The 26,457-nt window shown below is 70.3% G+C and carries 25 protein-coding genes, 1 tRNA gene and 1 pseudogene; 13 read left to right on the plus strand and 14 right to left on the minus strand.

All coding sequences use genetic code 11. From position 1 onward, the window contains the following. The 9 genes from ACOJSN_RS13670 to ACOJSN_RS13710 all read left to right on the plus strand — a co-directional run. On the plus strand, positions 1–402 hold a 402-nt coding region (locus ACOJSN_RS13670), incomplete at its 5' end, for an aldehyde dehydrogenase family protein (protein WP_420113055.1). Position 403: 1 nt separating this feature from the next. Beyond that, positions 404–1,561 carry a 3,4-dihydroxyphenylacetate 2,3-dioxygenase gene (gene hpaD / locus ACOJSN_RS13675; protein WP_420113056.1) on the plus strand — a complete coding sequence of 386 codons (1,158 nt, stop codon included), beginning with the start codon at positions 404–406 and terminating at the stop codon, positions 1,559–1,561. Positions 1,562–1,632: 71 nt separating this feature from the next. Then, positions 1,633–2,352, plus strand: a complete 720-nt coding sequence (locus ACOJSN_RS13680) for a 2-keto-4-pentenoate hydratase (protein WP_420113078.1) — start codon at positions 1,633–1,635, stop codon at positions 2,350–2,352. Positions 2,353–2,357: 5 nt separating this feature from the next. After that, positions 2,358–3,161: an aldolase/citrate lyase family protein gene (locus ACOJSN_RS13685; RefSeq protein WP_420113057.1), complete on the plus strand. Its 804-nt coding sequence runs from the start codon at positions 2,358–2,360 to the stop codon at positions 3,159–3,161. A 39-nt stretch (positions 3,162–3,200) separates the two neighbouring features. Further along, positions 3,201–4,664: an NAD-dependent succinate-semialdehyde dehydrogenase gene (locus ACOJSN_RS13690; RefSeq protein WP_420113058.1), complete on the plus strand. Its 1,464-nt coding sequence runs from the start codon at positions 3,201–3,203 to the stop codon at positions 4,662–4,664. Between the two features lie 132 nt (positions 4,665–4,796). Further along, the gene (locus ACOJSN_RS13695) at positions 4,797–5,195 is read left to right on the plus strand and encodes a DapH/DapD/GlmU-related protein (protein ID WP_420113059.1); all 399 of its coding nucleotides are present in this window, start codon (positions 4,797–4,799) and stop codon (positions 5,193–5,195) included. A gap of 93 nt (positions 5,196–5,288) precedes the next feature. Further along, a complete protein-coding gene (locus ACOJSN_RS13700) occupies positions 5,289–6,080 on the plus strand; it encodes a hypothetical protein (protein WP_420113060.1) in 792 nt (263 codons plus the stop codon). Positions 6,081–6,105: 25 nt separating this feature from the next. Continuing rightward, positions 6,106–6,807 carry a hypothetical protein gene (locus ACOJSN_RS13705; protein WP_420113061.1) on the plus strand — a complete coding sequence of 234 codons (702 nt, stop codon included), beginning with the start codon at positions 6,106–6,108 and terminating at the stop codon, positions 6,805–6,807. After that, positions 6,807–7,421 (plus strand): hypothetical protein, encoded by a 615-nt coding sequence (locus ACOJSN_RS13710; RefSeq protein ID WP_420113062.1) that lies wholly within the window; start codon positions 6,807–6,809, stop codon positions 7,419–7,421. Before ACOJSN_RS13705 ends, ACOJSN_RS13710 begins: the two co-directional genes overlap by 1 nt. Positions 7,422–7,879: 458 nt before the next feature. Here the strand turns inward: ACOJSN_RS13710 and ACOJSN_RS13715 are convergent, their stop codons facing one another. From ACOJSN_RS13715 to ACOJSN_RS13725, 3 genes are all read right to left on the minus strand, one after another. Next, on the minus strand, positions 7,880–8,263 hold the full coding sequence (locus ACOJSN_RS13715) for a TraR/DksA family transcriptional regulator (protein WP_420113063.1): 384 nt from the start codon (positions 8,261–8,263) through the stop codon (positions 7,880–7,882). Beyond that, positions 8,260–9,636: an FAD-binding oxidoreductase gene (locus ACOJSN_RS13720; RefSeq protein ID WP_420113064.1), complete on the minus strand. Its 1,377-nt coding sequence runs from the start codon at positions 9,634–9,636 to the stop codon at positions 8,260–8,262. The genes ACOJSN_RS13715 and ACOJSN_RS13720 overlap by 4 nt, the downstream gene beginning before the upstream one ends. Before the next feature lie 117 nt (positions 9,637–9,753). After that, positions 9,754–9,826, minus strand: a tRNA-Arg gene (locus ACOJSN_RS13725). A gap of 438 nt (positions 9,827–10,264) precedes the next feature. On the opposite strand from ACOJSN_RS13725, the gene ACOJSN_RS13730 reads away from it, so the two are divergent. Both ACOJSN_RS13730 and ACOJSN_RS13735 read left to right on the plus strand, forming a co-directional pair. Further along, positions 10,265–10,969, plus strand: coding sequence for an ABC transporter ATP-binding protein (locus tag ACOJSN_RS13730; protein WP_420113079.1), 705 nt, complete (start codon positions 10,265–10,267; stop codon positions 10,967–10,969). Then, positions 10,969–12,279, plus strand: a complete 1,311-nt coding sequence (locus tag ACOJSN_RS13735) for an FtsX-like permease family protein (protein WP_420113065.1) — start codon at positions 10,969–10,971, stop codon at positions 12,277–12,279. The genes ACOJSN_RS13730 and ACOJSN_RS13735 overlap by 1 nt, the downstream gene beginning before the upstream one ends. A 106-nt stretch (positions 12,280–12,385) precedes the next feature. On the opposite strand, the gene ACOJSN_RS13740 is transcribed toward ACOJSN_RS13735, so the two are convergent. Then, positions 12,386–13,057 carry a hypothetical protein gene (locus tag ACOJSN_RS13740; protein WP_420113066.1) on the minus strand — a complete coding sequence of 224 codons (672 nt, stop codon included), beginning with the start codon at positions 13,055–13,057 and terminating at the stop codon, positions 12,386–12,388. A gap of 74 nt (positions 13,058–13,131) precedes the next feature. Then, positions 13,132–14,112, minus strand: coding sequence for a helix-turn-helix transcriptional regulator (locus tag ACOJSN_RS13745; protein WP_420113067.1), 981 nt, complete (start codon positions 14,110–14,112; stop codon positions 13,132–13,134). Positions 14,113–14,174: 62 nt separating this feature from the next. Here ACOJSN_RS13745 and ACOJSN_RS13750 point away from each other — a divergent pair, with 62 nt between their 5' ends. Together ACOJSN_RS13750 and ACOJSN_RS13755 are read left to right on the plus strand one after the other, a co-directional pair. After that, positions 14,175–15,206 carry an ABC transporter ATP-binding protein gene (locus ACOJSN_RS13750; RefSeq protein WP_420113068.1) on the plus strand — a complete coding sequence of 344 codons (1,032 nt, stop codon included), beginning with the start codon at positions 14,175–14,177 and terminating at the stop codon, positions 15,204–15,206. Next, positions 15,203–15,988 carry an ABC transporter permease gene (locus ACOJSN_RS13755; RefSeq protein WP_420113069.1) on the plus strand — a complete coding sequence of 262 codons (786 nt, stop codon included), beginning with the start codon at positions 15,203–15,205 and terminating at the stop codon, positions 15,986–15,988. Before ACOJSN_RS13750 ends, ACOJSN_RS13755 begins: the two co-directional genes overlap by 4 nt. An 11-nt stretch (positions 15,989–15,999) precedes the next feature. On the opposite strand, the gene rhmD is transcribed toward ACOJSN_RS13755, so the two are convergent. The 9 genes and pseudogenes from rhmD to ACOJSN_RS13800 all read right to left on the minus strand — a co-directional run. After that, the gene (gene rhmD / locus ACOJSN_RS13760) at positions 16,000–17,172 is read right to left on the minus strand and encodes an L-rhamnonate dehydratase (protein ID WP_420113070.1); all 1,173 of its coding nucleotides are present in this window, start codon (positions 17,170–17,172) and stop codon (positions 16,000–16,002) included. Between the two features lie 2 nt (positions 17,173–17,174). Continuing rightward, complete coding sequence (locus ACOJSN_RS13765; protein ID WP_420113071.1) at positions 17,175–18,224, minus strand: zinc-dependent alcohol dehydrogenase; 1,050 nt, start codon at positions 18,222–18,224, stop codon at positions 17,175–17,177. Positions 18,225–18,321: 97 nt separating this feature from the next. Then, positions 18,322–19,269: a bile acid:sodium symporter family protein gene (locus ACOJSN_RS13770; RefSeq protein WP_420113072.1), complete on the minus strand. Its 948-nt coding sequence runs from the start codon at positions 19,267–19,269 to the stop codon at positions 18,322–18,324. Positions 19,270–19,278: 9 nt separating this feature from the next. Next, positions 19,279–20,244, minus strand: a complete 966-nt coding sequence (locus tag ACOJSN_RS13775; RefSeq protein WP_420113073.1) for a hypothetical protein — start codon at positions 20,242–20,244, stop codon at positions 19,279–19,281. Beyond that, entirely contained in the window at positions 20,241–22,307 is a 2,067-nt protein-coding gene (locus ACOJSN_RS13780) for an alpha-galactosidase (protein WP_420113074.1), read from the minus strand. Before ACOJSN_RS13780 ends, ACOJSN_RS13775 begins: the two co-directional genes overlap by 4 nt. After that, positions 22,304–23,164, minus strand: a complete 861-nt coding sequence (locus tag ACOJSN_RS13785; RefSeq protein WP_420113075.1) for a carbohydrate ABC transporter permease — start codon at positions 23,162–23,164, stop codon at positions 22,304–22,306. The genes ACOJSN_RS13780 and ACOJSN_RS13785 overlap by 4 nt, the downstream gene beginning before the upstream one ends. 1 nt (position 23,165) lies before the next feature. After that, entirely contained in the window at positions 23,166–24,101 is a 936-nt protein-coding gene (locus ACOJSN_RS13790) for a carbohydrate ABC transporter permease (protein ID WP_420113076.1), read from the minus strand. Continuing rightward, positions 24,098–25,411, minus strand: a complete 1,314-nt coding sequence (locus tag ACOJSN_RS13795; protein WP_420113077.1) for an ABC transporter substrate-binding protein — start codon at positions 25,409–25,411, stop codon at positions 24,098–24,100. The genes ACOJSN_RS13790 and ACOJSN_RS13795 overlap by 4 nt, the downstream gene beginning before the upstream one ends. A gap of 39 nt (positions 25,412–25,450) precedes the next feature. Then, positions 25,451–26,457: pseudogene (locus ACOJSN_RS13800) on the minus strand (DUF5107 domain-containing protein); the annotation flags it as partial.

Consider the following 26,457-nt stretch of genomic DNA (forward strand, 5'->3'; position numbering starts at 1 on the left):
TTCGAGACCGGCAACTTCGTGGCACCGACCGTGTTCGCGGACGTGCCCCCCACGGCGCGGATCTTCCAGGAGGAGATCTTCGGCCCGGTCGTGGCGATCACGCCCTTCGACGACGACGCCGAGGCACTCGCCCTCGCCAACGACACGGCGTACGGTCTCGCCGCCTACGTGTGGACCAACGACCTCAAGCGGGCACACAACTTCTCCCAGGCCGTCGATGCCGGGATGGTGTGGCTCAACAGCAACAACGTGCGCGACCTGCGCACCCCGTTCGGCGGCGTCAAGGCCTCCGGCCTGGGCCACGAGGGCGGCTACCGCTCGATCGACTTCTACACCGACCAGCAGGCCGTGCACATCACGCTGGGCAAGGTCCACAACCCGACGTTCGGCAAGGAGGCCTGACGTGACCACAGCATCGGAGAAGACTTTGACCTCCTCGGGCTTCTACGTGAGCCAGGAGGCGCCGATCAGCTGCGATGACCCGACGCCTCAGCCCGAGGCGCCCGCACCCGACATCGTTCGCTGCGCCTCCATGGAGATCGTCGTCACCGACCTGGCCGCCTCGCGCGCGTTCTACGTGGACGTGCTGGGTCTGATGGTCACGGAAGAGGACGAGCGCACCGTCTATCTGCGCTCGCTCGAGGAGTTCATCCACCACAACCTGGTGCTGCGGCAGGGCGACGTGGCCGCGGTCGCTGCCTTCAGCTACCGGGTCCGCTCCCCTGACGACCTCGACAAGGCGGTGGCGTTCTACTCCGAGCTCGGATGCGAGGTGCGTCGCAACCCGGACGGGTTCGTGAAGGGCATCGGCGACTCGGTTCGAGTGATCGACCCGCTGGGATTCCCGTACGAGTTCTTCCACGACGTGGAGCACGTGGAGCGGCTCGCCTGGCGCTACGACCTGTACACGCCTGGCGCCCTGGTACGGCTCGACCACTTCAACCAGGTGACACCCGACGTGCCCCGTGCCGTCAAGTACATGCAGGACCTCGGGTTCCGCGTCACCGAGGACATCCAGGACGAGGAAGGCACCGTCTACGCCGCATGGATGCGCCGGAAGCCCACCGTCCACGACACGGCGATGACCGGCGGCGACGGCCCTCGCATGCACCACGTGGCGTTCGCGACGCACGAGAAGCACAACATCCTGGCCATCTGCGACAAGCTCGGCGCGCTGCGGCGCTCGGACTGCATCGAGCGTGGGCCTGGTCGTCACGGCGTCTCGAACGCCTTCTACCTCTACCTGCGCGACCCCGATGGCCACCGCGTGGAGATCTACACGCAGGACTACTACACGGGCGACCCCGACAACCCGGTGGTCACCTGGGACGTGCACGACAACCAGCGCCGTGACTGGTGGGGCAACCCGGTGGTGCCGAGCTGGTACACCGAGGCCTCGACCGTGCTCGACCTCGACGGCAACCCGCAGCCGCTCACCACCCGCACCGACGACAGCGAGATGGCGGTGACGATCGGCGCCGACGGCTTCTCCTACACCCGCCCGCTCGACGAGACCCCCGACCCCGAACAGGGCGAGTACAAGCTCGGACACCAGCTGTGAGTGGTGCCCTCCCGGCTGAGGTCGTGACCGCCCTCGCCGACGAGCTCAGCGAGGCCGACCGCACGCGGGCGATGATCCCGCGCATCACCGCCCGCTACCCCGAGGCCACCATCGAGGACTCGTACGCGATCCAGCGGGTGTGGCGGGACCGGCAGCTCGCGGCCGGGCGGCGGCTCGCGGGCCGGAAGATCGGACTGACCTCGAAGGCGATGCAGGCGGCCACCGGCATCACCGAGCCCGACTACGGCGTGATGTTCGAGGACACCGTGCACTCCTCCGGCGCCACCCTCGAGCATGATGCGTTCTCGAACGTGCGGATCGAGGTGGAACTCGCGTTCCGGCTGTCAGCGCCATTGCAGGGACCGGACTGCGCGCTCGAGCAGGTGCTCGCGGCTACCGCCGAGGTGGTTCCCGCGCTCGAGGTGCTCAACTCCCACATCGAGATGGAGGGCCGCACGATCGTGGACACGATCGCCGACAACGCGGCCTACGGCGCGATGGTGGTGAGCGAAGAGACCACGGCTCCGGACGCCGTCGACCTCCGTTGGGTCGCTGCCCTGCTCGCACGCAACGGTGAGATCGAGGAGACCGGGGTGGCGGCCGGGGTGCTCGGGCACCCGGCGAGCGGCGTGGCCTGGCTCGCGAACAAGCTGCACCAGCACGGAGACAGGCTCGAGGCGGGCGAGATCATCCTCGCTGGATCCTTCACCCGACCGATGTGGGTGTCCCGCGGCGACGAGGTCACCTGCGACTACGGACCGATGGGAACCATCACATGCAGCTTCCGATAAGCACCATGACCTTCCGCGACGCACTCGCCGCAGCGGATCGACCGCTGATCGGCATGTGGTGCAGCTCGGGCAGCCCCCTCGTGGCCGAGATCTGCGCGGGCAGCGGCATCGACTGGCTGCTGATCGACGGTGAGCACGGCCCGAACGACCTCGGCACGATCCTCGCGCAGCTGCAGGCGGTGGCGCCGTACCCGGCGACCCCCGTGGTGCGGGTCCCCGCCAACGACCCCGTCATGATCAAGCAGGTGCTCGACCTCGGCGCGCAGAATCTGCTGGTGCCGATGGTCGATACGGCCGAGCAGGCGGCGGCCGCGGTGGCCGCGGTGCGGTACCCGCCCGGCGGGATCCGGGGCGTCGGGTCCGCGCTGGCGCGGTCGGGCCGCTGGGGTCGTGTGGAGAACTACCTGCCCGACGGCGATGCTCACATCTCGTTGTTCGTGCAGGTCGAGAGCCAGGCCGGTGTGGCCGCAGCGGGACAGATCGCTGCGGTCGACGGCGTGGACGGCGTCTACGTGGGCCCCTCCGACCTCGCTGCATCGATGGGTCTGCTCGGGCAGCAGTCACACCCCGACGTGGTCGACGCCGTGCTCGCGACCTTCACCGCCGCCCAGGAGCAGGGCAAACCGGTTGGTGTCAACGCCTTCGACGAGCAGGTGGCCAGCCGCTACCTCGACGCAGGCGCGACGTTCGCGACCGTGGGCGCCGACGTGACACTGCTGGCCCGCGGTTCCGAGGCCCTCGCCACCCGCTTTCAACGACAAATCGGCCCCCCGCCTTCCGGGGGGCAAGATGTCGTTGAAACCGGGTAGGGGGTCGATTTGTCGTTGAAAGCGGTAGGTGGGAGAGAGATGCGAGAGACCGAGCTGCTGGCGGCCGTGCCGGAGGGGCTGTTCATCGGTGGCGAGTGGCGGGCCGCGGAGCACGGCCGCACGCTGGCCGTGCTCGACCCCGCCACCGGCGAGGTGATCAAGGAGATCGCCGACGCCTCCGTGCCCGATGGCAAGGCCGCGATGGACGCCGCGTGCGCAGCGTTCCCGAGCTGGTCACGCACGCCTGCGCGGGAGCGGGGCGAGCTGCTGCGGCGGGCGTTCGACCTGGTGCAGCAGCGAGCCGACGACCTCGCGCTGCTGATGACGCTCGAGATGGGCAAGCCGCTCGCGGAGGCGCGCGGCGAGGTCACCTACGGCGGCGAGTTCCTGCGCTGGTTCAGCGAGGAGGCCGTCCGCGTGCACGGCCGCTACGGCGCGAATCCCGAGGGCACCGGCCGCATGATCGTCACGCAGCACGCCGTGGGCCCGTGCTTCCTCATCACGCCATGGAACTTCCCGCTTGCGATGGCCACGCGCAAGATCGCGCCGGCCCTCGCCGCAGGCTGCACGGTGGTGGTGAAGCCGGCGGCACTGACACCGCTGACCACGTCGCTGTTCGTGCAGATCCTCGTGGACGCCGGGCTGCCTGCGGGCGTGGTCAACGTCATCAACACGTCGCAGTCGGGCGAGGTGTCGGCGCCGATCATCGCCGACCCCCGGCTGCGCAAGCTCTCGTTCACCGGCTCGACGGCGGTGGGCCAGTCTCTGCTGGAGCAGGCGGCCCAGGGGGTGCTTCGGACCTCGATGGAGCTGGGTGGCAACGCCCCGTTCGTGGTGTTCGAGGACGCTGACCTCGACCAGGCGGTCGAGGGTGCGATCACCGCGAAGTTCCGCAACATCGGGCAGGCGTGCACGGCCGCCAACCGCTTCATCGTGCACCGTGGTGTGGTCGAAGAGTTCACGCGGCGCGTGACCGAGCGTGTGCAATCCTTCACGACCGGTCGCGGCACCGAGGAGGGCGTCACCATCGGCCCGCTCATCGACGACAGGGCGGTCGGCAAGGCCGATGCCCTGGTGAGCGACGCCGTCGAGCGGGGTGCGAACGTCCGCACCGGAGGCAGCACGATCGACCGACCAGGCTCGTTCTACGAAGCCACGGTGCTCAGCGATGTGCGGCCCGGCAGCGACATCCTGACCGAGGAGATCTTCGGACCGGTCCTGGCGATCGTGACCTTCGACGACGAGGACGAGGCGGTCCGGCTCGCCAACGCCACCGAGTACGGGCTGGTGTCCTACGTGTTCACGCGTGACCTGGTGCGCGGTCAGCGCATGATCGAACGCCTCGAGACCGGGATGATGGGTCTCAATGTGGGCGTGGTGTCCAATGCCGGGGCTCCGTTCGGCGGGTGGAAGCAGTCCGGCCTCGGGCGCGAAGGCGGGTTCGAGGGCATCGGCGAGTACCTCGAGACGAAGTACACGCTCACTCCCGACCCGTTCGGGTGAGAGCAGGTGCGATCCATGTCACGATCGCTGGCGATTACGCAACGCATCGATCACAATAATGGTCGCGCCATCGTGGTGGCTTGATCCCTCCCGAGCGGCGCACTCACCGTCACCCGAAGGAGTCGTGTTTCCGTGGCCAGACGCATGATCGAGTTCGAGAACGATCTCGGCGAGATCGTCCAGTACGCCCCGCACCCCGACGGCGGTCTGCTCTCCCCCGGCGCGAGGGTCGCCGAGGACGTGGCGATCGCTCGCGGGACATACGTCGAACGCGGCGCCGAGATCGGCAGCCGCTCCTCGGTGGGCGTGGGCAGCTGGGTCGAGTCCGGTGTCGCGGTGGGCGCACACGTACGGATCGGGTCGAACGTGCACCTGGCGGCGGGCGCGCGGGTCGGTGACTTCGCGCGGATCGGCAGCGGCGCACGCATCGGTGCCAGCGTGGTGGTCAAGCCCGGTGCGGTCATCGGGCCCGACCGGATCGTCGCGGCCGGCACGGTCGTGCAGCCCGCGGCCGCACGTCGCCTGGGCTGAGCGCTCCACGACCGATGATGTATCAGTCGCGCTGATTCGTACTCCTGTCGGTGCAACGTCGCAATCGCGACGTCCCGAACGCAGGAGGACACCATGGGCGCGAGCGCCGCGATCAGCAACGCCACGAGGCTCGAGGAGATCGGCTTCACCGAGTTCACCACCAAGCTGGTGAGCGACGTCTTCGACTCCCTCATCGCCGCGAACATCAGGCAGCAGCAGGCCTACATCGAGCTGTTGACCGAGACCAGCAAGTCGCTGAGCAGCTACATCAACGACACCAAGGACGACATCGGTCCGGGCGAGATCATGCAGCTGCTCTCGGCCGCACTGCCGCCCGAGAACCCGACCGCGGACTCGGCGCCGAGCAAGGTGGCGCCGACCGGGACGCTCACTGCTGCTGATGCGACGGCACTCAACGACGCGCTCGAGGTGACGGGCGGCGGCGTCGAGAACGACAACAAGGTCGCCTCGGCGGGTGCGATGTCGCAGCCGAAGTACGACGCGATCCTCGAGGCCGTGGCTGTGCGCCTCGCGGCCAACAAGTACACGCTGCTGCAGGAGATGGTGCGGCAGGGGATGCTGCGCCTGGTTGTCAACGACGGCACGATCGAGACGCGCCTGAGCTTCAATACCTACGGCTCTGACTACTACGCCCGCAACGCTTCGACCACGTCGCGGAACGAGTTCAGCTTCCGGGCCAGCGCCGCCAGCGGCGGGTTGGTCTCCGCGTGGGTGAAGGCGTCGGCGAGCACCGCGTACAACAACCTGCGGGTCTCGACCGAGAGCAGCACCTCCACCAGCTCCACGACCACGAGCGTCAACATCACCGGCGGTGTGCGGATCAACTTCAAGACCGACTACCTGCCGCTGGTCCCGGTCCAGTAACGGGCCGAGGCGGCGGGAGCACGCGATGCCGGAGAACGCGCTGGCGAACATCGGCTTCGCCGACTTCGTGGCGATGCTGCTGGTGGAGACACTCGACTCGATCGTGGCGTCTCACACCAGCCAGGAGGAACGGCTGCGCGCCCTCGAGGAGGCAGCCGACCTCACGCCTGAGGAGTTCGCGACCGTCGGGCTCTCGGAGGAGATGGTCGCGAGCTCGCTCGCTCGGTTGTTCCCCGACGGCGACGGCGGCACGTCCGTCGTCGTCGGGGGTCCCGTTCCCGGCAAGGAGACCTTGGCCGAGCTCGGGGTCGACCTGCCGCCCGACGGCAGCGAGCGCGGCCGACTCACCGAGGCAGGGGTGGCTGCGGTGCTCGCCGGCCTGCGGCTCTACCTGGCCGTGCAGCAGCAGGAGGCGATGCGGGCGGCGGCGCGCCGTGGCATCCCGCGGGTGCTCGTGGACGGAGGCACGCTCCGGGCCACGGTCGACTTCACGGCCGTCTCGGCAGCGCCGGACGAGGGTCCGCGCGTCACCGAGCCGACACGCAGCATCGGGCTGCGCAGCACGTTGCTGCCCTTCACGTCACCGCTCACCAAGGGGGTGCTCGACTCGATACGCACCACCCGGCTGATGGTGGTGCAGCCGAGGCCGAGCGCCGACCCTGCGGAACCGACCTCGCGCACCACGATCACCGGCGAGGTGGAGATCCGCTTCCGCACGGAGCTGTGATGGGACCGCAGGAAGCGGCGGCGCTGGTGGCGCGCGAGGCTGACGCCGGCGTGGCGGCAGCGCTCAACGCGTTCGATGCCTCGCGCGCGCTCGTACCGGAGCAGATCACCGCGCGAGTCTCCTCGGTCCCGGAGGGCGAGATGAGCCTGGAGTCCGTGGTGTGGCAGGCGGAGGTCACGTTGGTCGCGGGCACCGGTGGTGGAGCGGCGGCAGTAGCCGGCGAGAGCGTCGAGTCGCCGATCGGCGCCCTGCCCGTGGCCGCGATCCGCGGCGCCGGGCCGGCGTGGTCGGAGCGGCTGTCGGCATCGGGCTGGCCGACCGTCGGCAGTCTTGCCGCGGCCACGTCATCGGAGCTGCGCCAGGCCGTCGGGGGGCTCGGCGCATACCTGATCACGCTGGCCGGGCTGGCCCGGCTGGCGGTCCAGCCGTGGCCCGCGTTGCCCTCGGAGGCACGGGCCTGGGGATCCGTGCTCGACGTCGCCAGCGCCGACCCGGCGACCTTGCCGGGCGACAAGGTGGCCGCTCACGCGGCCTGGGCGCTCGCCGTCGAGCTCCTCGCCACGATCGACGGCGACGCCCTGACGACGATCGCGATGGCGCCAAACGAACGGTGACAATCTGGTGAAGTGACTGGCTCTCCTGACTGATTCGTGGGTCGGTGTCAGCGGATATCGGTTGGGCGTCGGCACCGGCCTGCGGGGCTGGCGTGCCGTTGGTGTCAATCTCTCAACGCTGGGCCTCGCCCACGGTCGCGTCGGTGACTCAGCTGCCATGTTGGCACGCCAGTCACGCCACGGTGGCCTGTGGCGTGACAGAGGTGCCGAGATGGCACGCCAGTCAAGCTTCAGCACCGATGAGTACGTTCGCGAACACCCCACGCGTCGTCTCGGTCACGGACGCGGCCACCACGGGCGTCCGGATTGGTGCGGGCGGCCGAGGATGGCGAGGATGTCGTCGTCGAGCGGCACGGGCGCGCCGACGCCATCGTCAGCGTCGGGTTGACCCCTGAGGAACTCGAAGCCGAGCTCGATGACGACCTGGCCGCGGGACGCGAGCGCGAGATCAGCTCACGCTACGCGCACCCGACGCAGGTCCTCGCGGCCGGCCTGACCTGGAGTCGCTCCACCGCGATCGGCCGGCCGCAGACCTCGCAGGTGCCGTAGCTCCCGTTGTCGAGCCGCTCGAGAGCGGCCCTGACCTCGTCGATGTCCTGCCGGGTATCGCGCGCCAGCGCGTCGACCTGCGAGCGCTCGAAGGCAATGGTCGCCCCCTCGGGGTCGTGCTCGTCGTCGGCGTTGGAGCCTGCACTGGCGTCGACGATGTCCTGAAAATGACCGGTGAGCGAGGAGAGCCTGCGCTGGGCGTCGCGGAGCCGGTCGAGCAGCGCAGCACGCAGCTCAGTGAAGAGCTCGGACGGCAGGTCACCCGAACCCGGTACGCCACGCCGTCGACTCACCACTCGTAGACCTTGCCGGGGTTGAGGATGCCCTGCGGGTCGAAGACGGCCTTCAGGTCGCGCTGCAGATCGTAGGAGTCCTGCCCGAGCTCGTCACGCAGCCACCGCTTCTTCAGCAGTCCCACGCCGTGCTCGCCCGTCAGGGTGCCGCCCAGCCGCAGGCAGGCGGAGAACAGCTCATCGGCGGCCGCCCAGATATGGTCGGGCACCTCGTTCGGATCGGCTCCCGGCTCGGTCGCGACGACGAGATTGGGGTGCAGGTTGCCGTCACCGGCGTGCGCGACCGTCGGAATCGAGATGCCGTAGCGGCGCTCGATCTCGCCGATCGCCTCGAACATCGCCCCGAGCGCGCTGCGCGGCACGGCCACGTCTTCGATCAGCACCGTCCCCAGACGTTCGATCGCGAAGTGAAGGCTGCGGCGGACCGCGAACAACTCCTCGCCGCGGTCCCGATCGCGCGTGACCTCGACCCGTCCACCACACATCCGCAGCAGCTCGCCTGCCCTGCCGGCCTCCTGCTCGGCTGCCCCGCCGTCGAGCTGAGCGATCAGCAGGGCACCGCCGCCCAGATCCCGGCCCCAGTAGCTCTCGAGCGCGGCCATGCACGCGCCGTCGAGCAGCTCGAGCACGGCGCAGTCGACACCGGCGGCCACGAGCGCGCTCGCCGCAGTCGCGCCGGCAACGACGTCCTCGAAGGCCGCGCTGAGCGTGGCCACCTCGCCCACGGGCAACGGCCGCAGCCGGACCGTTGCCTCCACGATCACGCCGAGCGTGCCCTCCGAGCCGACCATCAACGCAGTGAGGTCGTATCCGGTCACACCCTTGACGCTGCGGCGACCGAGCTCCAGCAACCGGCCGTCGGCGAGCACCACCGTGAGCCCGAGGACCGCCTCCCGGGTGACGCCGTACTTCATGCACAGCAGCCCGCCGGCGTTCGTGGCGATGTTGCCGCCCACGGTGGAGATGGCCCGACTCGCCGGGTCGGGCGCGAACCAGAGTCCGAGCGGGGCGAGCTGGTCGTTGAGGTCGCCGTTGATGACCCCGGGCTGCACCACAGCGAGCAGGTCGGTGGTGCTGATCTCGAGCACCTCGTTCATGGCGAGCGTCGAGAGCACGATCTCACCGGGGCCGCCGGTGGCCGCGCCGGCCAGGCCCGTGCCGGCGCCGCGGGGCACCACCGGGATCCCGTGCTCGCTCGCGAACCTCATCGTGGCCTGGACGTCCGCAATGGTGCCCGCCTCGACGAGCGCCAGCGGCGGCCCCGTCGAGACGTACCCGGACTTGTCGGCCCGCGCGGCCTCGAGGATCTCGGCACCGGTGAGCACGCACCCGCTGAGCTCTCGGGCGAGGGCGTCGAGGTCAGGAGCAGCCACGGTCTCAGCCTCTCGCAGCGGCGGCCCTCACCGCCACCACGTCCGTCACACGAACAGGAACGGCGCCACCCGCGGTTTCCCGCGGAATGACGCCGTTCCGTACTGTCTCAACCAGTGCGCGCCCGGAGGGACTCGAACCCCCAACCTTCTGATCCGTAGTCAGATGCTCTATCCATTAAGCTACGGGCGCTTGTCCGCCGGCTGGCCGGTGGACCGCAGAACACTTTACCGCGTCCCGCCCCGTGCTGGCGAACCGGGGCCGTGTTGCCCGCGCCACATCCCATGCACAGCGCCATCGGCGTCGAACAGGTGGTTCTGCGCGGTTTTGCCGCGGATAGCGGGCAGAACCTCCTACTCGCGACCGAGTGGTGGGGCGTACGACCACGGGTGGACCCCGGTACCCGACCACGGGCGCGCCCCGTGGGGCCAGATCGGTCCCGGTGGCTGACGCGGCGCGGCAGCACAGAGCGCGAACCTGGGTGGCATGACGACACGATCACCTCTCACCGCACGTGCGCTGACCAAGGTCTACGGCGCACCGAACGTCCGCCCCGGGAGCGGCCCGGTCCCCCGCGTGGCCACGCCGTCCGGGGCGCCGCAGCAGCCCTCCCCCGGCCCGATCGCGCAGATGCCGGGCAACGGCGCCGTGGCGCTCGCCGGTGTGGACCTCGAGATCGCCCCGGGTGAGTCCGTGGCGATCATGGGGCCCTCGGGGTCAGGCAAGACGACACTGCTGCACTGCCTCGCGGGGATCCTGCCGCCCACGAGCGGCCAGGTGATCTGGAACGGGCGCGATCTCGCGGGGATGTCCGACGCCGATCGCACCGCCCTGCGCCGCCACGACTTCGGCTTCGTGTTCCAGTCCGGCCAGCTCCTTCCGGAGCTTCCTGCCGACGAGAACGCGGCCCTCCCGCTCATGCTCGGCGGCGTCTCACGCCACCACGCGGTCGGTGCGGCACGCGAGTGGCTCGGCTACCTCGGCCTCGCCGGCATGGAGGACCGCCGCCCCGGCGAGCTCTCGGGGGGCCAGGCGCAGCGCGTCGCGATCGCCCGCGCACTCACCTGCTCACCCGGCGTGATCTTTGCCGACGAACCGACCGGCGCCCTCGACCAACAGACCGGCCAGGAGGTCCTGCGCGTGCTGCGCGAGGCGACCGAGCAGACCGGCGCCAGCCTCGTCGTCGTCACCCACGACGAGCAGGTCGCCGCATGGTGCTCACGCACCATCCGGATGCGTGACGGCCTCATCACCACGCCCGACGGCGGAGCGCAGCAGGTCCCCTATCCCACCTCCGTGGTGGGTCAGGTTCCGAACCCGCAGGTGGGTGCGTGATGGTCACCGCTCTTCGCATGTGGTTGCTGCTGCGCAAGCGCGACGCTGGTCGCACCGACCCGCAGCGTCTGACCGGCGTGCTCGCCGTGCTCTCGTTCGCGGTCACGACGGCGGTCTCGCTGCTCGTGATCGGCGGGTTCCAGGCGTTCGCCGAACGGGCGGCAGTCGCTCCGCCGGACGACTACAACGCCGAGCTGTACGTGCTGCTCGCGGGCACCGCCGCAGGTCTGCTGCTCATTCCGCTGGTGACACTCGGTGGTGCGGCATCGCGCCTGGCGGTCGCACGACGTGACGAGCGGCTCGCGGCCCTACGCCTCGCCGGCGCCGGCACCAGCCAGGTGTCCACGCTCGCCCTGCTGGACTCCACCGTGCAGGCAGCCGTCGGTGCGGTGATCGGCGCGGCCGCCTACTTCGGGCTGATCCCGCTCGTGCTGCCTGTCACGTTCCAGCAGCAACCCTTCAGCTACGCCGAGCTCGTGCTGCCGTGGTGGGTACTGCCGCTCGCGGTCCTCGGTGTGGTGCTGGTCGCGCTGATCTCCGCCGCCGCGAGCCTGCGCCGCGTCGCGATCACCCCGCTCGGGGTGGCCGCCCGGCAGGCACCGCCCGGGCTGCACTGGACGCGAGTCGTGCCGATCGTCGTCGTCGGAGGCGTGTTCGCGGTGCTCATGCAGACCGGGCAGGCGTCACTCATCGTGCTGATCCTGTTCCTGCTGGGCGGGCTGGCCGTGGTGAACCTCGTGGGTCCGTGGCTGATGGGCGTGATCGGGAAGGTCGCGGTCAAGCGCGCGAAGGACGCACCTCAGCTGATCGCCGCGCGCCGCCTCGTCGACGCCCCGAAGACCGCGTGGCGCAGCGTCGGCGGCGTCGCCCTGGCGACGTTCGTCGCCAGCATGGCCGCTGCGGCCGCGATGTTCGCCGCCAGCGACCCCGACCCGGTACTCGCCGACATCGGCACCGGCGGACAGCTCACCCTGGTGATCGCCGCCGTGGTCGCCGCCACCTCCACCGGCGTGATGCAGGCCGGCCGCATCATCGACCAGCGCGCCGAGTACCGGGCACTGCACCTGGCCGGCACCGACATCCGCGTGATGGACAAGGCGCGCCTGCGGGAGGTCGGCGTCCCGCTGATCGCTGCGGTGCTGCTCGCCACCGCAGCCTCCTCGATCTTCCTGCTGCCTGCCCTCGGGGTCGGGGTCTTCACCAACCCCGTGGCGGTGGGTCAGTACCTGGTGAGCGTGGTGGGAGCGTGCGCGCTCGTGCTCGCCGGATCGTGGGCGAGCAAGGGGGTGGTGCGCACCGTGCTGTCGTGACCTCTCGCGCGCGGTGTCAACCGACATCTGTGGTCTCTTCAGCGGCGATGCGCGGGAGCGGCAGCACTTGTGCTCGAGCGGGCCGCGACGGCCCGGACCACCCGCTTCACACCACGAGGCTGTCGGCGATCTCCGCCACATCCGACGGCGCCGGTGAGTGCTCGACACCCATCTCCCCGAGCACCAGGAACACGTGGGTGCCTGAGCCGTCCGCATGCGGCGAGGTCCTCACGATCAGGATCGCCTCCCGCGCCTCGCAGGCGTTGTCGCCGGGCCCGAGCCGCACCGAAGCGGTCACCTGCGCCCCGTCCACGGTCTCCTCGGGTGCCTTGAGGTTGATGTCCGGATCGCGCGGGCCGTAGAAGCTCGCGACGGCTCGATCCACCTCGTCCGTGGCCACCTGAGCCGCGTCGGTCTCGCCCTCGCGCCAGGTGACGAACGCCAACCCGGTGACGAGGTTCTCGTTCTCGACGCAAAGGCCCAGACCGTGCACGCCTCGTTCGAGCTCCTCGCCGTCGACCGTGTAGGACTGCACCTCCCAGGTGGGCGGTACCGAGAACGTGCCACCAGGAAACGCGATCTCATGCCACTCGTCGCCACCATCGTCCGACGGCGTGGGCTCGGTGGTCGGGTCCGCGGCAGGCTCGGTGGTCGGGTCGGCGGCCGTCGAGCTCTCAGGCGACTCGTCGCTGTCGGTCGCGCAGCCCCCGCTGAAACCCGCTATCAGCAGCAGCGCTGCTGCACCGGTGGCCCAGCGCAGTCGACGTTCAGTCGGCATCGATCCCTCTCGCGCGGCTCCTTCGGTGGGCACGCCCGCTCACGGCTGCCCACACGATAGCAAGGCACAGTGACTCAGCTCGCGGGCGCCGGAGCGTCGAGGGCGTGCAGCATCCGTACCAGGGTCTCCCGCAGCTCCGAACGTGCAGGCTCGGGCAGATCGGTCGTGTACGTGACACCCGGCGGCACCCACGACATCGCGTACATGGTCTCGCGGAAGTCACCACCGCCCATGGGCCACCGGGTGCGGTCCTCCCCCTCCGCAGTGGCACCCTGGGCCCAGTTGCCGAAGTGCTCCGTCATCACCTCCAGCGGCAGGTCCATGACCACGTGGGCCTCGATGGCCTGCGGCGCCCACGCGGTGGCGACGAAGATCAGCTCGTCGACCTCGTCCGCTGTGATCGAACGCGGCTCGAACCGCATATAGGTGTGCTCGATCTCGCTGAGCCGGTCGACCCGGAAGGTGCGCCAGTCGTCGCGGTCGAGATCCCAGCAGAGCAGGTACCAGTGACGGTCGGCAGGGGCGAGCGTGTGCGGCTCGACACGACGCTCGGAGGAGACCCCCGCGGCGGAGGTGTAGGCGAACCGCAGTCGTTCGTGATCGCGGCAAGCCAGCGCAAGCTCGCCCAGCACCGTCCCGGAGACGACAGAGCCGCGATCGACGCCCGCGGGCCTGATGGCCGCCGCGAGCGCGTTGACGCGCGTGCGTAGCCGAGGCGGCAGTACCTGCTCGATCTTGGCGAGCGCCGAGAGGGTGGTGTGGGGACCATCGAGCAGCCGTTGGGTGGCCGCCAGCCGTAGCCCGATGCCGATCGTCACCGCTTCGTCATCGTTGAGCAGCAGCGGTGGCAGTGCGTTGCCGGGCGCCAGCCGGTAACCGCCCTCGACGCCCGGTGCCGAGGTCACCCGATACCCGAGGCCGCGCAACCGGTCGATGTCGCGCCGCACGGTGCGCTCGGTGACGCTGAGCCGGTCCGCGAGCTCCCGACCAGCCCAGTGCCGGTGCGTCTGCAGCAGGTTGAGCAGCGTGAGGATCCGCTCGGTGGTGTCGGTCATGCCGCCATTGTCGTTCGAATCGAGGACTATTACTGTCCGCATCGACTCCTAGCCTTCCCACCATGAGAACCGACACCGTCATCGCCACCACCGGCCTGACCAAGCGATTCACCGTGAAGAAGAACGAGGTCCACGCCGTCACCGACCTCACCATGGACGTCCGGCGTGGGGAGCTCGTCGCTTTCCTCGGCCCCAACGGCGCCGGCAAGTCGACGAGCCTGCGCATGCTCACCACCCTGATCCCGCCGACCTCCGGCACCGCCACCGTGGCCGGCTTCGACATCGCGCGCGACCCGGCAGCGGTGCGCTCGCGCATCGGCTACGTGGGCCAGGGCAACTCGGGCAGCTTCGCGCAGCGGGTGCGTGACGAGCTGCTCAGTCAGGGCGCCTTCTACGGCATGGGCCGCCGCGAGCGCACCGAGCGGACCGACGAGCTGATCACCTCGCTCGAGCTCGAATCCTTCGCCTCGCAGACCGTGCAGCAGCTCTCCGGCGGCCAGAAGCGCAGGCTCGACATCGCGCTAGGGCTGATCCACGCACCCGAAGTGCTGTTCCTCGACGAACCCTCGACCGGGCTCGACCCGCAGAGCCGCGCCAACCTGTGGGAGCACATCGTGGCACTGCGCGCGCGCTACGGCACCACCGTGTTCCTCACCACCCACTACCTCGAGGAGGCCGACCGCTATGCCGAACGGGTGATGGTGATGGACGACGGCCGGGTCATCGCCGATGACACGGCCGCTGCCCTCAAGGCGAACCTCGCCGGCGACGCCGTCACCCTCACCCTCGAGAGCGAGGCTCACCTCGCGAGGGCGAGCGCCGCCGTCGAGCGTCTCGCCGGGACGACGGCGGAGCACCGCGGCGCCGGCACGCTCGCCTTCGCGGCGCCGTCCGGATCCGCGCTGCTGACGCGCTTGCTACGCGAGCTCGACAGCGACGGCGTCGCCGTGACGACCGCCACAGCGGTTCCGCCGACGCTCGACGACGTCTTCCTCGCCCTCACCGGCCGCACGCTGCGCGATTCCGACAAGCCCGAGGACTCCACCGCACCCGGATCCGATACCGACCGCACGCTCGAGGGGAGCAACCGATGACCACCGTCGCCGACACCAGGATCGTCCGCCCGCACCTGGCCCGGGACACCTGGAACGTACTGATCCGGGAGCTGAAGCCCGTGGTGCGGGACCCGTTCTCGCTGATCTTCAGCCTGGTGCAACCGTTGGTGTTCCTGGGCCTGTTCGGGCCGCTGCTGGTGGCGCAGTCCGGGCAGGTCCTGGCGAGCACGCTGCAATGGTTCGTGCCGGGCGTACTCGTGATGATCGTGCTGTTCGGCACCGGTGCGACCGGCTCGAACCTGCAGTACGAGATGATGACCGGCTCGCACGAGCGGACGCTGGTGGCACCGCTGTCGAGATCGTCGCTGCTGATCGGGCGGGCGCTCAAGGAGATCGCCCCGATCGTGGCGCAGGCCCTGCTGATCGTGGCGATCGCGCTGCCGTTCGGCTTCCGCGCCCACCTGCTCGGGCTGTTCGCCGGGCTGGCGCTGCTGGCGGTGTTCGGGATCGGGCTAGGCGCCCTCAGCTACTCGCTGGCGCTCGCCACGAAGCAGCACGAGTGGCTGTTCTGGGGCGTGCAGCAGAGCCTGATCTTCCCGTTGCTGATCCTGTCCGGTGTGCTGCTGCCGCTCGAGGGCGGGCCGGCCTGGATGCGTGCGGTCGCCGCCGTCAACCCGGTGACGTATGTGGTCGACGCCGAGCGGGCGCTGCTGACCGGCTCCCTCGGCGCGAGCGACGTGCTGTGGGGGTGGGTCGCTGCTGTGGCACTGGCGGCCATCGGGCTCGCCGTCGGGGTGCGAGCGATCCGGCGCAGCAGCTGAGCGGCACCTGCTCAGTGGGTGTAGGGGCGCTCCCGAGGAATCTCCGGGTTCAGCTCCACCCCGAACCCGGGCGTCTCGGGCAGCCGTAGCCGCCCGCGCTCGGGCACGGGCTCGCCGAGGAGGAGCGGTGCGAACATCGGCACCACCTCCTCGGCGGTCTCGTGCATCATGAGGAACTCCGAGAACGGGCTGTTGGTTCGCGTGATGACGAAGTGGTACGAGTACACGCTCGACCCGTGCGGTACGACCATTGCGCCGTGCGCATCGGCGAGTGCGGAGATCTTGATCAGCTCCGTGATGCCGCCGCACCAGTTGACGTCGGGCTGGATGATGTCGACGCCGGTCTCCAGCAGCTGCCGGAAGCCCCAGCGGGTGGCCTCGTGCTCGCCGGTGGTGATGAGCACGGTCGGCGGCGCCTGCCGCTTCAGCTGTGCGTAGCCCCAGTAGTCGTCGGGGATCAGCGCTTCTTCGAGCCACTTCAGCTTGTGCTCGGCGGCGGCATGCGCGAGACGGGTGGCGTACTCGACGTCGAGCGACATCCACGCGTCCCACATCAGCCAGAAGTCCTCCCCCACGCGCTCGCGCATATCCGCGAGTGCGGAGAGGTTGGTGGTGAAGCCCTCCTGCCCCTCGGCCGGTCCGTGATGGATCGGCATCTTGCCACCGATGAAGCCGAGATCCTTCGCGATGTCGGGGCGTGCGCCGGTGGCGTAGAACGTGAGCTCGTCACGAACCGGCCCGCCGAGCAGTGCGTACACGGGCTCGCCGCGGAGCCGGCCGAGCAGGTCGTACAGGGCCAGGTCGACGCCGGAGATCGTGTTGAGCACCACGCCGCGCCGCCCGTAGAACAGGGTCGAGCGGTACATCTGGTCCCAGATCCGTTCAAGGTCGGTGACCTCGCGACCCTCGAGGAACCGGGCCAGGTGCTTCTCCACGATCCAGGCGCCGATCTCGCCCGCCGTGGTGACGGCGAAGCCGACGGTGCCGTCGCTGGCCTCGATCTCGACCACGAGCGTGCCGAGCACGTCGATGCCGAAGGAGCGCCGGGAGTCCCGGTACTCCGGGTAGACGGACATCGGGGTGGCGATGTGGTCGTCGATCCAGTGCGCGCCGGGCTGGTCGTGGCAGTCAGCTCCCTTGCCGCGCACCGTGTAGGCGCGCACCTCGCGAATCGTGGTGCGCATGGTCAGCTCTCCTCGGTGGGGTCGACGGCAAGGCTCACCAGGACCTTGCCCGGCACGTCGGCGTGGGCGGCGAGCTCGGTGAAGGCGGTGGGCGCCGCCGTGAGGGGGATCGTCCGTGAGATCAACGACCGGGCACGGTCCGGATCGGCGGCGATCCACGCCGCCGCGGTGCGGAAGTCATCGGCCGAGTACGCGAAGCTGCCCACGATCTGCCGCTCTCCCGTGCTCACCAGGAAGGCATCGAGGGTGAGGCTCGGCGTCCCCATGCCCACGAGGCACACACGCCCGTCGAGGCGGGTTGCGTGCAGCGCGGTCGCCAGCGTGGCGGAGATGCCGACGGCGTCGATCGCCACATCGGCGGCACCACCGAGTGCGCTGTGGATCCGCGCGATGTCGGCGTCCGCTCCGCTCGGCTCGAGCGCGGTGACTCCGAGCTCCTGGACGAGCTCTCGTCGGCCGGCGGTGGGCTCGGTGACGACCACGCTGCCGGCACCGGTCGCCTGCAGCGCGAGCACGACCGACTGCCCGATCGGCCCGCCGCCGACCACGAGTACCCGGTCCCCGGCCTGCACCTGTGCCTGCCTGACGGCGTGCACCGCCACGGCCAGCGGCTCGATCAGCGCACCGAGCTCGATCGGGAGGTCGGCGGGCAGCGGCACAACGTTCCGCGCCGGCACCGTCACGTACTGCGCGAACGCGGCGACGATCTCCGGGGCGACGCCCACCACCCGCCGGCCCGGCGCCCGCTGCTCGCGCCCGGCATACTCCTCGGCCTCGACCTCGGGCACCAGCACGGGGTTGAACGTGACCTGGTCGCCGACCGAAAGGCCGGCCACGCCCTCACCGAGCGCGTCCACCACGCCCGCGGTTTCGTGTCCCATCACCTGGCCGGGCACCCGACGGCCGTTCTCCCCGGTGAAGCCGTGGATGTCGGTGCCACAGATGCCGGTGACGGCGACCGTGATCCGCACCTCTCCGGGCCCGGGCAGGTCCGGATCGGGCAGTTCCACCACCGCCATCTCGTTGAACTGCTCGAGGCGCAACGCCTTCATCTGCCAGGGCTCCTTCGTCCGTCGTGGTCCTGTCAGCCTCCCATCACCGGTCCGAGCAGGCGAGGTGGTGCCGCAGACCGAGACGGGCGAGCCGCCGTCAGGCGCGGCGAGAGAGTCGCCGGGCGATCACGGTGCTGACGATGAGCTGGAGCTGGTGGAACACGATCACGGGCACGGCGATCGGTCCTGCGAGCGCGGCGGGGAACAGTGCGGCGAGCATCGGGAGCCCGGTCGCCAGCGACTTCTGTGACCCGGCCATGAGCAGCGAGATCCGGTCCTCGGTCGACAACCGCAGCAGGCGTCCGCCCCACCAGGTGGCAGCGAGCGCGGCCGCCAGGAGCAGCGCGCACGCGGCGATCACGGCGATCAGCGCGGGCGCCGAGACCGTGCCCCACACACCGGAGGCGGTGGCGGTCGAGACCGCGACGAGCACCACGAGCAGGATCGTGCCGCGATCCCACAGCGAGGTCAGCCGCTTGCGCGAGCGCACGTAGCCGCCGATCAGCGGCTGCACGAGCTGCCCGATCACGAACGGCAGCAGCAGGAGCAGCAGCACCGAGCGGATCCCGCCCCCGCCTGCGCTGCCACCGGTGTGCATGAGCACCAGCACCAGCAGGGGCGTGACCACCATCCCGAGCAGGTTCGAGACCGTGGCTGCGGTGAGGGTGCCGGCCACATTCCCCCGCGCCACCGACGTCAATGCCACGCAGGACTGCACGGTCGAGGGCAACAGGCTCAGATAGAGCACACCCTGGGCGAGGCTCTCCCCCAGCACCGGCGCAGCCAGCGTCGACAGGGCCAGACCCAGCAGCGGGAACAGCACGAACGTGGTGGCGAGCGTGGCACCCTGCAACCGCACGTTGCGCAGACCGGCGACCACCTCGTGGGTGGCGAGCCGGGCGCCGTAGAGGAAGAACAGCACCACGATCGCGATGTCGGCGGCGATGTCGAGCGCCGCCCGCACCACGTCCGGGATCGGCACCAGCAGCCCGATGGCCAGCATGGCCAGCAGCGCGACGATGAACGGGTCGATGAAGCGGCGCACCCGCCGACGCTACCCCCGCGCGCGCGGTCGCGCCGTGCTGACCTCCAGCCACCAACTGACGGCGCCGGTCGCCGGGAGCGCGGCGCACTCGTCCGGCCCCGCTTCCGCCAGCGCCGTGGTGGCCCCGATCATCGGCTCGATTCCGATCGAGCGGTAGGGGGTGCCGGCGGGCCAGCCGCGCAGGTTGCGCCAGAGCACGAACGACGTCGGAACCCCTGGGTCTGCGCCCCAGCGCAGGCTCAGGCAGTCCTCTTCGTCGAGGATCTCGACGGCGTCGCTCGCCACGACCGCGCACGTCGCCGTGCCGTCGTCGGGGCCGAGCAGGTCCAGGTGCACGCCTGCGGCCTCGGGCCACGTGCTGCGCGTCACCTCGCCTGGCCGCGGGTGATCCTGCACCGCGACGGCGGGTGTGCCGGGCACCCGCAACGTGGCCGCGGGCGAGAGGTCCAGCAACAGGTGCACCGCGTGCAGGAACCGGGCGCCGAGCCTCACTCCGTCCGCCGAGTTCGTACCTCCGGGACGAGTTCGCACCTCCGACGGTACGAGCTCGTGCCGACGGTACGAGCTCCTGGGCCCGGTGATCTCGTAGTCCACGCGCACCGCACCGCTGCGCTCGCTCAGCCGACGGCGCAACGTGAGCCCGTCCCGCGTGCGCGCGGAGGCGTCGGCGGGCTCGCCCACCCACGGCCGGCACCACACGTCGCCGTGGTCGTGCCCGAGCGTGGGGTCGCCGGTCACCGAGGGGAAGCACTCCTCGCCGCCGCCGGCATCGACGAACGGTGTGCCCGGCCGCGCCTCGGCGCGCTCCGCCAGCGTGACTCCCGGGTTCTGCCACAGCCACTCCCGCGTACCGGAGCGCAGCGAGGTCCAGCGGCCACCGAGCGCGAGGTCGGTCGTGACGGTCAGCGGCACCGCCGCGTGACCGTGCGCATCCGGCACCGTCGTCGGTGTCGAGTGCAGCCGACCCTCCCTCATACCTCCTCGATCTCAGCGAGATCGCAGTCGCCCCAGCCGAACGGCACGGTCAATCCCGCGGCAAGCTCGGCTCCGCTCAGCTCCTCGACCGTGCCTGACCCCCATCGGACCCGGTATCTCGCGCCCGGCTCGCATCCGGCGACCGAGAGCACCAGCGATGCGTTACCGCGGCGCCATGCCAGCACGACCACGCGCGAACCGAGCGCGTACTGCACGGCGTAAGCACCGCCGTCAGGCGATCCATGGCGGCGCGTCCGACCGCCGTGCACCACGTCGCGCAAGCCCCGGTATCGAGCCACGTGCTCGGCGGCACGAGCGCGCGTCGACGCATCCCACGCGAGCAGGTCCGACCCGATCCCGAGCACCCCGGCAGCCGCCACCACGAACCGGAAGTCGAGGCTCGCCGGACCGTCAGCAGTGTCGAGGAGGTCGGGCTCGTCGGTCACCCACGAGCTCATCGTCCAGGCGGGGTAGACGCCGAGGAACCCGTGCTGGATCGCGAGCCGATCCCGCGGCCCGGTCTCGTCGCTGGGCCACACCACGTCGGATCGCTCGAGCACCGCGAGGTCGATGCGGCCGCCGCCACCCGAGCATGCCTCCACCGTGACGTGTGGGAACTCCTGTCGCAGCATCTCCATCACCCGGTAGTAGGCGTGGGTGTGGCGCCAGGACCAGTCGTCGCCACCCGGCACGGTCTGGCCACCATCGGCGATCGCGCGGTTCATGTCCCACTTGAGGTAGGTGATGTCGGCACCGCGCAACAGCGTCCGGAGGGTCTCGATCACCCACGCCTCCACCTCAGGTCGACCGAGGTCGAGGATGTACTGGTTCCGCAACGTGCGCAGCGGCCTGCCCGCTACGTGGTGCACCCAGTCCGGGTGCGCACGGTAGAGGTCGCTGTCGGGATTGACCGCTTCGGGCTCGACCCACACCCCGAACCGCATCCCTCGCCCACGCACCGCGTCAGCGAGCTGACCCAGCCCCTGCGGGAACTTGGCCGGGTCCGGATCCCAGTCCCCGAGCCCCGCCGCGTCGCTGGTCCGACCGCGGAACCAGCCGTCGTCGACCACGAACACCTCGACGCCGAGCTCAGCAGCCACATCGGCCAGCTCGAGCTGGTGCTCGATGCGCACGTCGAAGGTGGTCGCGTACCAGGAGTTGAAGACGATCGGGCGATGCTCGGATCCGGTGTCGCGCGCGAGCGTGCGCTGATAGGTGTGCCAGGCGTGCGCCACGGCATCGCCGTCGCCCCGTGCCCACAGACCGGCGAGCACCGGGGTCGTGAGCACATCACCCGCGGGGATCGTCAGCACACCCGACTCGTCGTCCGGTCCCCCGGCCACGCGCACGTGCTGCACGAACGGCGGTACATCAACCGCGAGCCGCCACGAGCCGGACCAGGCGAGCGCGACCGACCAGGCGTCGCTGTCGGGAACCCCACGCGGCCGCACCGTGACCACCGGGGCGGCTGTGTGCGAGGTGATGCCCTGCCGACTGCCCACGCTGAGCGTTCCGGCGGGCAGGTCCACGAGCGCCGGAGTGGTCTCCCGCGACCACGCCCCGTGCCGCACCTCCACGCTCGCACCCGCGCCGGTGGGCGCCTCGAAGGCGCCGCCCCACCCCCGCAGGAGCTCGACGGCGTGAGGAGAGTCGTTCCGGATCGTCGCCCACTTGGTGATCACGTCGTGCGAGGGGTGACTGCGCAGGTGCAGCTCGACCTCGACCTCGGCCACCTCGTCGGCGAGCGGGCAGATCAGGTGGGTCCCGCCGTCGGGCTCGACCTCACAGGTGACCTCACCGGCGAGCGAGAGCCGCAGCCCGCGCACGCCATCGGCCCGGCGCGCCACGATCTCGGCGGCGTGCACGTCGCGGGTGCCCAGCGCCGTCGCTTCCAGCGGGAGAAGATCGACATCCCGCACGAAGGACGCGGCCCGCCGCGGCAGCGTCGGAGCCGGCGCGCTCTCCACCGGCCCGCCCCAGTGGTGCAGCACGAGCCCCTGCCCACCCGGGGCGAGCCCGACCACATAGCTGCCGGACGCCGTCGGCAGGGACCACACGCTCACTTGTTCGAGCCCACGAGCAGACCGGACACGAACTGCTTCTGAAAGGCGAAGAACACGATCGCGGTGGGGATCGCCGCGACCAGCGAACCGGCAGCGATGACGTTCCATGCGCTGGAGTAGCCGCCCTGCAGGTTGAGCAGCGCGGCGGTGATCGGGAACAGCGCCTCGGAGCGCAGCACGGTCATCGCCCAGATCAGGTCGTTGAAGATCCAGGTGGTGGCCAGCGCGGCCAGAGCCGCGAGCGACGGGCGTGAGAGCGGCAGCACGATCTGCCAGAAGATCCGGCCCGCACCAGCGCCGTCGATCCGGGCGGCCTCGAACACCTCGTTCGGCAAGCCCCGCATGAAGCCGTGCAGCACGAACGTGTAGAAGCCGATCCCGAAACCGACCTGCACCACGATCAATGCGGTGAGGGTGTCGTAGATGCCCACCGACTCGGTGATGGCCGAGACCGGCACCAGCAGGATCTGCGGCGGCAGCAGGTTGCCGGCCAGCATCGCCAACAGGATGATCTTGCGGCCCGGGATCGCGAACCGCGACAACGCGTACGCGGCGCAGGCGCTGAGCGCCAGCGAGAGCAGCACGCCCACCGCGGTGACGATGATGCTGTTGCCGAGCGCGCGCATCAGGCCGCCGCCCGCGAAGGCTGTCGCGAACCCGTCCCAGGAGATCGAGACCGGGAAGGCACCGAGGCCGCGCGAGGCGATGTCGTCGTAGGAACGGAGCGCCACGAAGATCACGAAGATGATCGGGCTGAGCCACAGCAGCGTCAGCGGGATCATGCCCACGTGCAGCCATGGTGAGCGAGCCGGCTTGGGCTTGCGCATCATCGGACGGTCGAGCTGTGCGGTAGCCATGTCAGTCCTCCTCCGCTCGTGACTGCCGGGCGAGGTAGGTGATGATGAAGCCGATCGCGAGGGCGAAGATGACCACGGCGATCGCCGAGGCGTAGCCGAGGTTCCCCAGGGTGAAGGCTTGCTGGAACATGTAGGTGCTGAGCAGCTGTGTCATGTTGTACGGGCCGCCTCGGGTCATCGCCCACACGATGTCGAAGGTGCGCAGCGAGTCGATCACCGTCACGGCGAAGACCACCATGTTGACGCCCTTCAACTGAGGCATCACGATCTTCCAGAAGCGCTGCCAGGTGGAGGCGCCGTCCACCGCGGCGGCCTCCTCGAGCGAGGCATCGCAGCTCTTCAGACCGGCCAGGTAGAGCACCATGATGTAGCCGACCTGCCGCCACACCGCGGCGATCAGCACCGCGTAGAGGGCGAGGTCGGGGTCGGCCAGCCACTGGTTCCGCAGCGACTCGAGGCCGATCGCGCCGAGGGCGGCGTTGATCGGGCCCTCCGGTGCGTACATCACGCGCCAGAACAGACCCGTCACCGCCAGTGAGACGACCATCGGCAGGTAGATCGCGCTGCGGTAGAGGCCCACGAGCGGACCGGGCTTGTTGAGGGCGACCGCGAGCGCCAGCCCGCCTGCGACCGACAGGCCGCCGAACCCGAACACCCAGATGACGTTGTTGCCGAGGGCCCGGCGGAAGATGGGGTCCTCCCACAGGTCTGTGAAGTTCCCGAGGCCCACGGGCTCGGCCGTGGTGATGCCATCCCAGCGGGTGAGCGACAACGAGAACGAGTTCGCGGCCGGCCAGAACACCCAGAACAGCTCGACCACCAGCGGGATCAGCAGGAACGCCCACACCAGCAGCGGCACCCGCCGCAGCGCGCGCACCGCACGGGTGCCGGCACCGCCGGGGCGCCGCTGCGACGCGGCGGGTGCCGTGGCGGTCACGAGCCCCAGACCCCCTCAGCAGCGCGCTGCCACTCCTCGAGGATGCTGGTCATCGAGTCGGGGTCGGCGAGGAACTGCGTGAGCGCGGTGTCGGCGGTGGCCTGCAGCGCGTCGGAGGAGTCCCGGTTGAAGAACTGGGTGATCTCCTCGGTGGAGTTGAGCAGCTCGATGCCCTTCTGCACGAGCGGGCTGAACTGGGAAGTGTCCACGTCGGGCGAGGTCGGCAGGTTGGAGGACTTCGCCAGCTCGATGTAGGCCTGCTGCTGCTCGGCCGAGGCCATGTAGTCCAGCAGCGCGAGCGCGCCCTCGGTGTTGTCGGAGTTGGCGGAGGCGAAGTAGCCGTCGGTCGGCGCCTCCTCGGCGGTGGGGATCGCGCTGTCGATCACCGGGACCGAGAAGAAGTCGATGTCGTCCTGCTGGTCCTCTGGCACGTACTGCGTGACGAACGCGCCCACGAGGTACATGGCCGCCTGGTTCTGCACCAGCGGCACCGCGCCTTCCTGCGCCGAGTAGGAGGCCATGTTCGGGTCGAAGTACGGGATCAGCCGCTTGTACTCCTCGAGCACCGCGACCACCTCCGGATCGGTGAAGGCGTGCTCTCCGGCCAGCAGCTCACGGTGGTACTCGGCGCCGTTGATGCGCAGGTTGAGGTAGTCGAACCAACCCGACGCCATCCACGGGGTCGAACCGATCCCGTTCGTGAGCGGGGCGACGCCCTGGCCCGAGAGGTTCTCGCACAGCGCGTGGAACTCGTCCCACGTGGTCGGCGGCTCCACGCCCCACTCCTGGAACGCGGACTTCTTGTAGAAGACGGACCACCAGTAGTAGCTGGTGGGGATGAAGATCTGGTTGCCGTCGTCGTCGCTGGAGAGGCTGCGCAGCGCGTCGGAGAACCCGGCGCAGGCGCCGTCGCCCTCCCACAGGCTGGAGACGTCGAGCAGCAGGCCCTCGCGGGCGTACGAACGCGCCACCGAGCCGGCGTACCAGGTGAGCACCTCGGGCGGATCGTTGCTGCGCAGATAGTTGGTGAGCTGGGCGCGGAACTGCTCGGTCGCGACCGAGTTGAGCGTGACGTCGCCATCCGGGTAGTCACCGACGATCGCCTCGATGGCGGCCTTGGGGTCGGTGTCCTGGATCGAGGACTGCAGCACGATCGGGCCGCCGCTGGTGCCACCGGTGTCGTCGCCACCACCACCGCCGCCACCGCCGCCACCGCTTCCCCCGCCGACACAGCTGCTGAGCAACCCGGCGACACCGAGCGAGGCACCGCCGAGGAGCAGTCCCCGGCGTGAGATCGAAGAGCTGGACATCATCGTTCCTTCCTTGCGCCCCCGTTGGCGCGGGTCGGTTCAGCCGGCCGGGTGACCGGTGAGGGGGTGCGGCGCATCGGCGCTGCGGTTCGAGAGCAGGAGCTCGGGGTGGGTGCGCAGGGCGTGGCGCAGGTCGGCGGCATGCCGCTCGGCGAGCTGCTCGGGCACGTCGAGCAGCTGCTCAGCCACGGCCCGCTCCCCCGCCAGCAGCGCGAGCTGGGAGTCGAAGGTGGCCACCCGCCGGTCGCGCACCGCGACCGGGTCGCCGCTGAACAGCAGCAGGTCGGGCAGTGACGTGGCGAAGTAGTCGACGCTGGGGGCCGTGGCGGCGTAGGAGTCGCGGAACGCGGCCAGCTCGGAGGTCAGCGCCGCTGCTGCCTCGTCCTCGCCGAGCCGCCGCAGCGCGAGCACCGACCAGAACGTGGTCTCACTGTGCTCGGTGGTGCTCATGCCGAGGAAGTCGCCGCGTTGGGAGGCGGCGTCAGCCCACGCCGCGCGCGCCGCATCCGGATCGCCGGCGGCGGCGAGGGCATCACCGAGGTGCAGGTGCAGCGCAGCCGTGCTGGCGAGCGGGTGGCGTGCCTCGCCGAGATTGCTCGGTGGAGCCAGCGCCGCGCGGACGTGCTCGACGGCCGCCGCCGCATCCCCGGCCTCGAGCGCGAGCTGGGTCTGCACGCGCTCCCAGGCCTGCAGCACCTGCCCCTCTCCGCCTTCCCAGGGCTGGAACCGCCGGCTCTCCAGGATCGGCAGCGCGTCGCTCGCACGGCCCACGCTGACGAGCAGGTGCAGGTGCTCGACCGTGAGGTCGTCGCGCCGCCCCAGCAGCTCCCCGCTCGAGCGCAGCCGCTTGAGCCGCTGGTCCGGCGGCTCACCAAGGAGCGCGGCCAGCTGGTCGCGCTCGTAGAGCAGGCGAGCATCGTCCGGCCGCAGCGCCAGCGCGGCGTCGTAGTGCGCCACTGCGCCGGCGGGATCGCCGGCGTCGTTCGCCGTGAACAGTCCGAGATTGCGATGCACGACGGCATCGCTCGCCTCGAGCTCGACACTCG

This window comes from Pseudactinotalea sp., from assembly GCF_048594945.1.
In the GTDB taxonomy this organism is placed as follows: Bacteria; Actinomycetota; Actinomycetes; order Actinomycetales; family Beutenbergiaceae; genus Pseudactinotalea.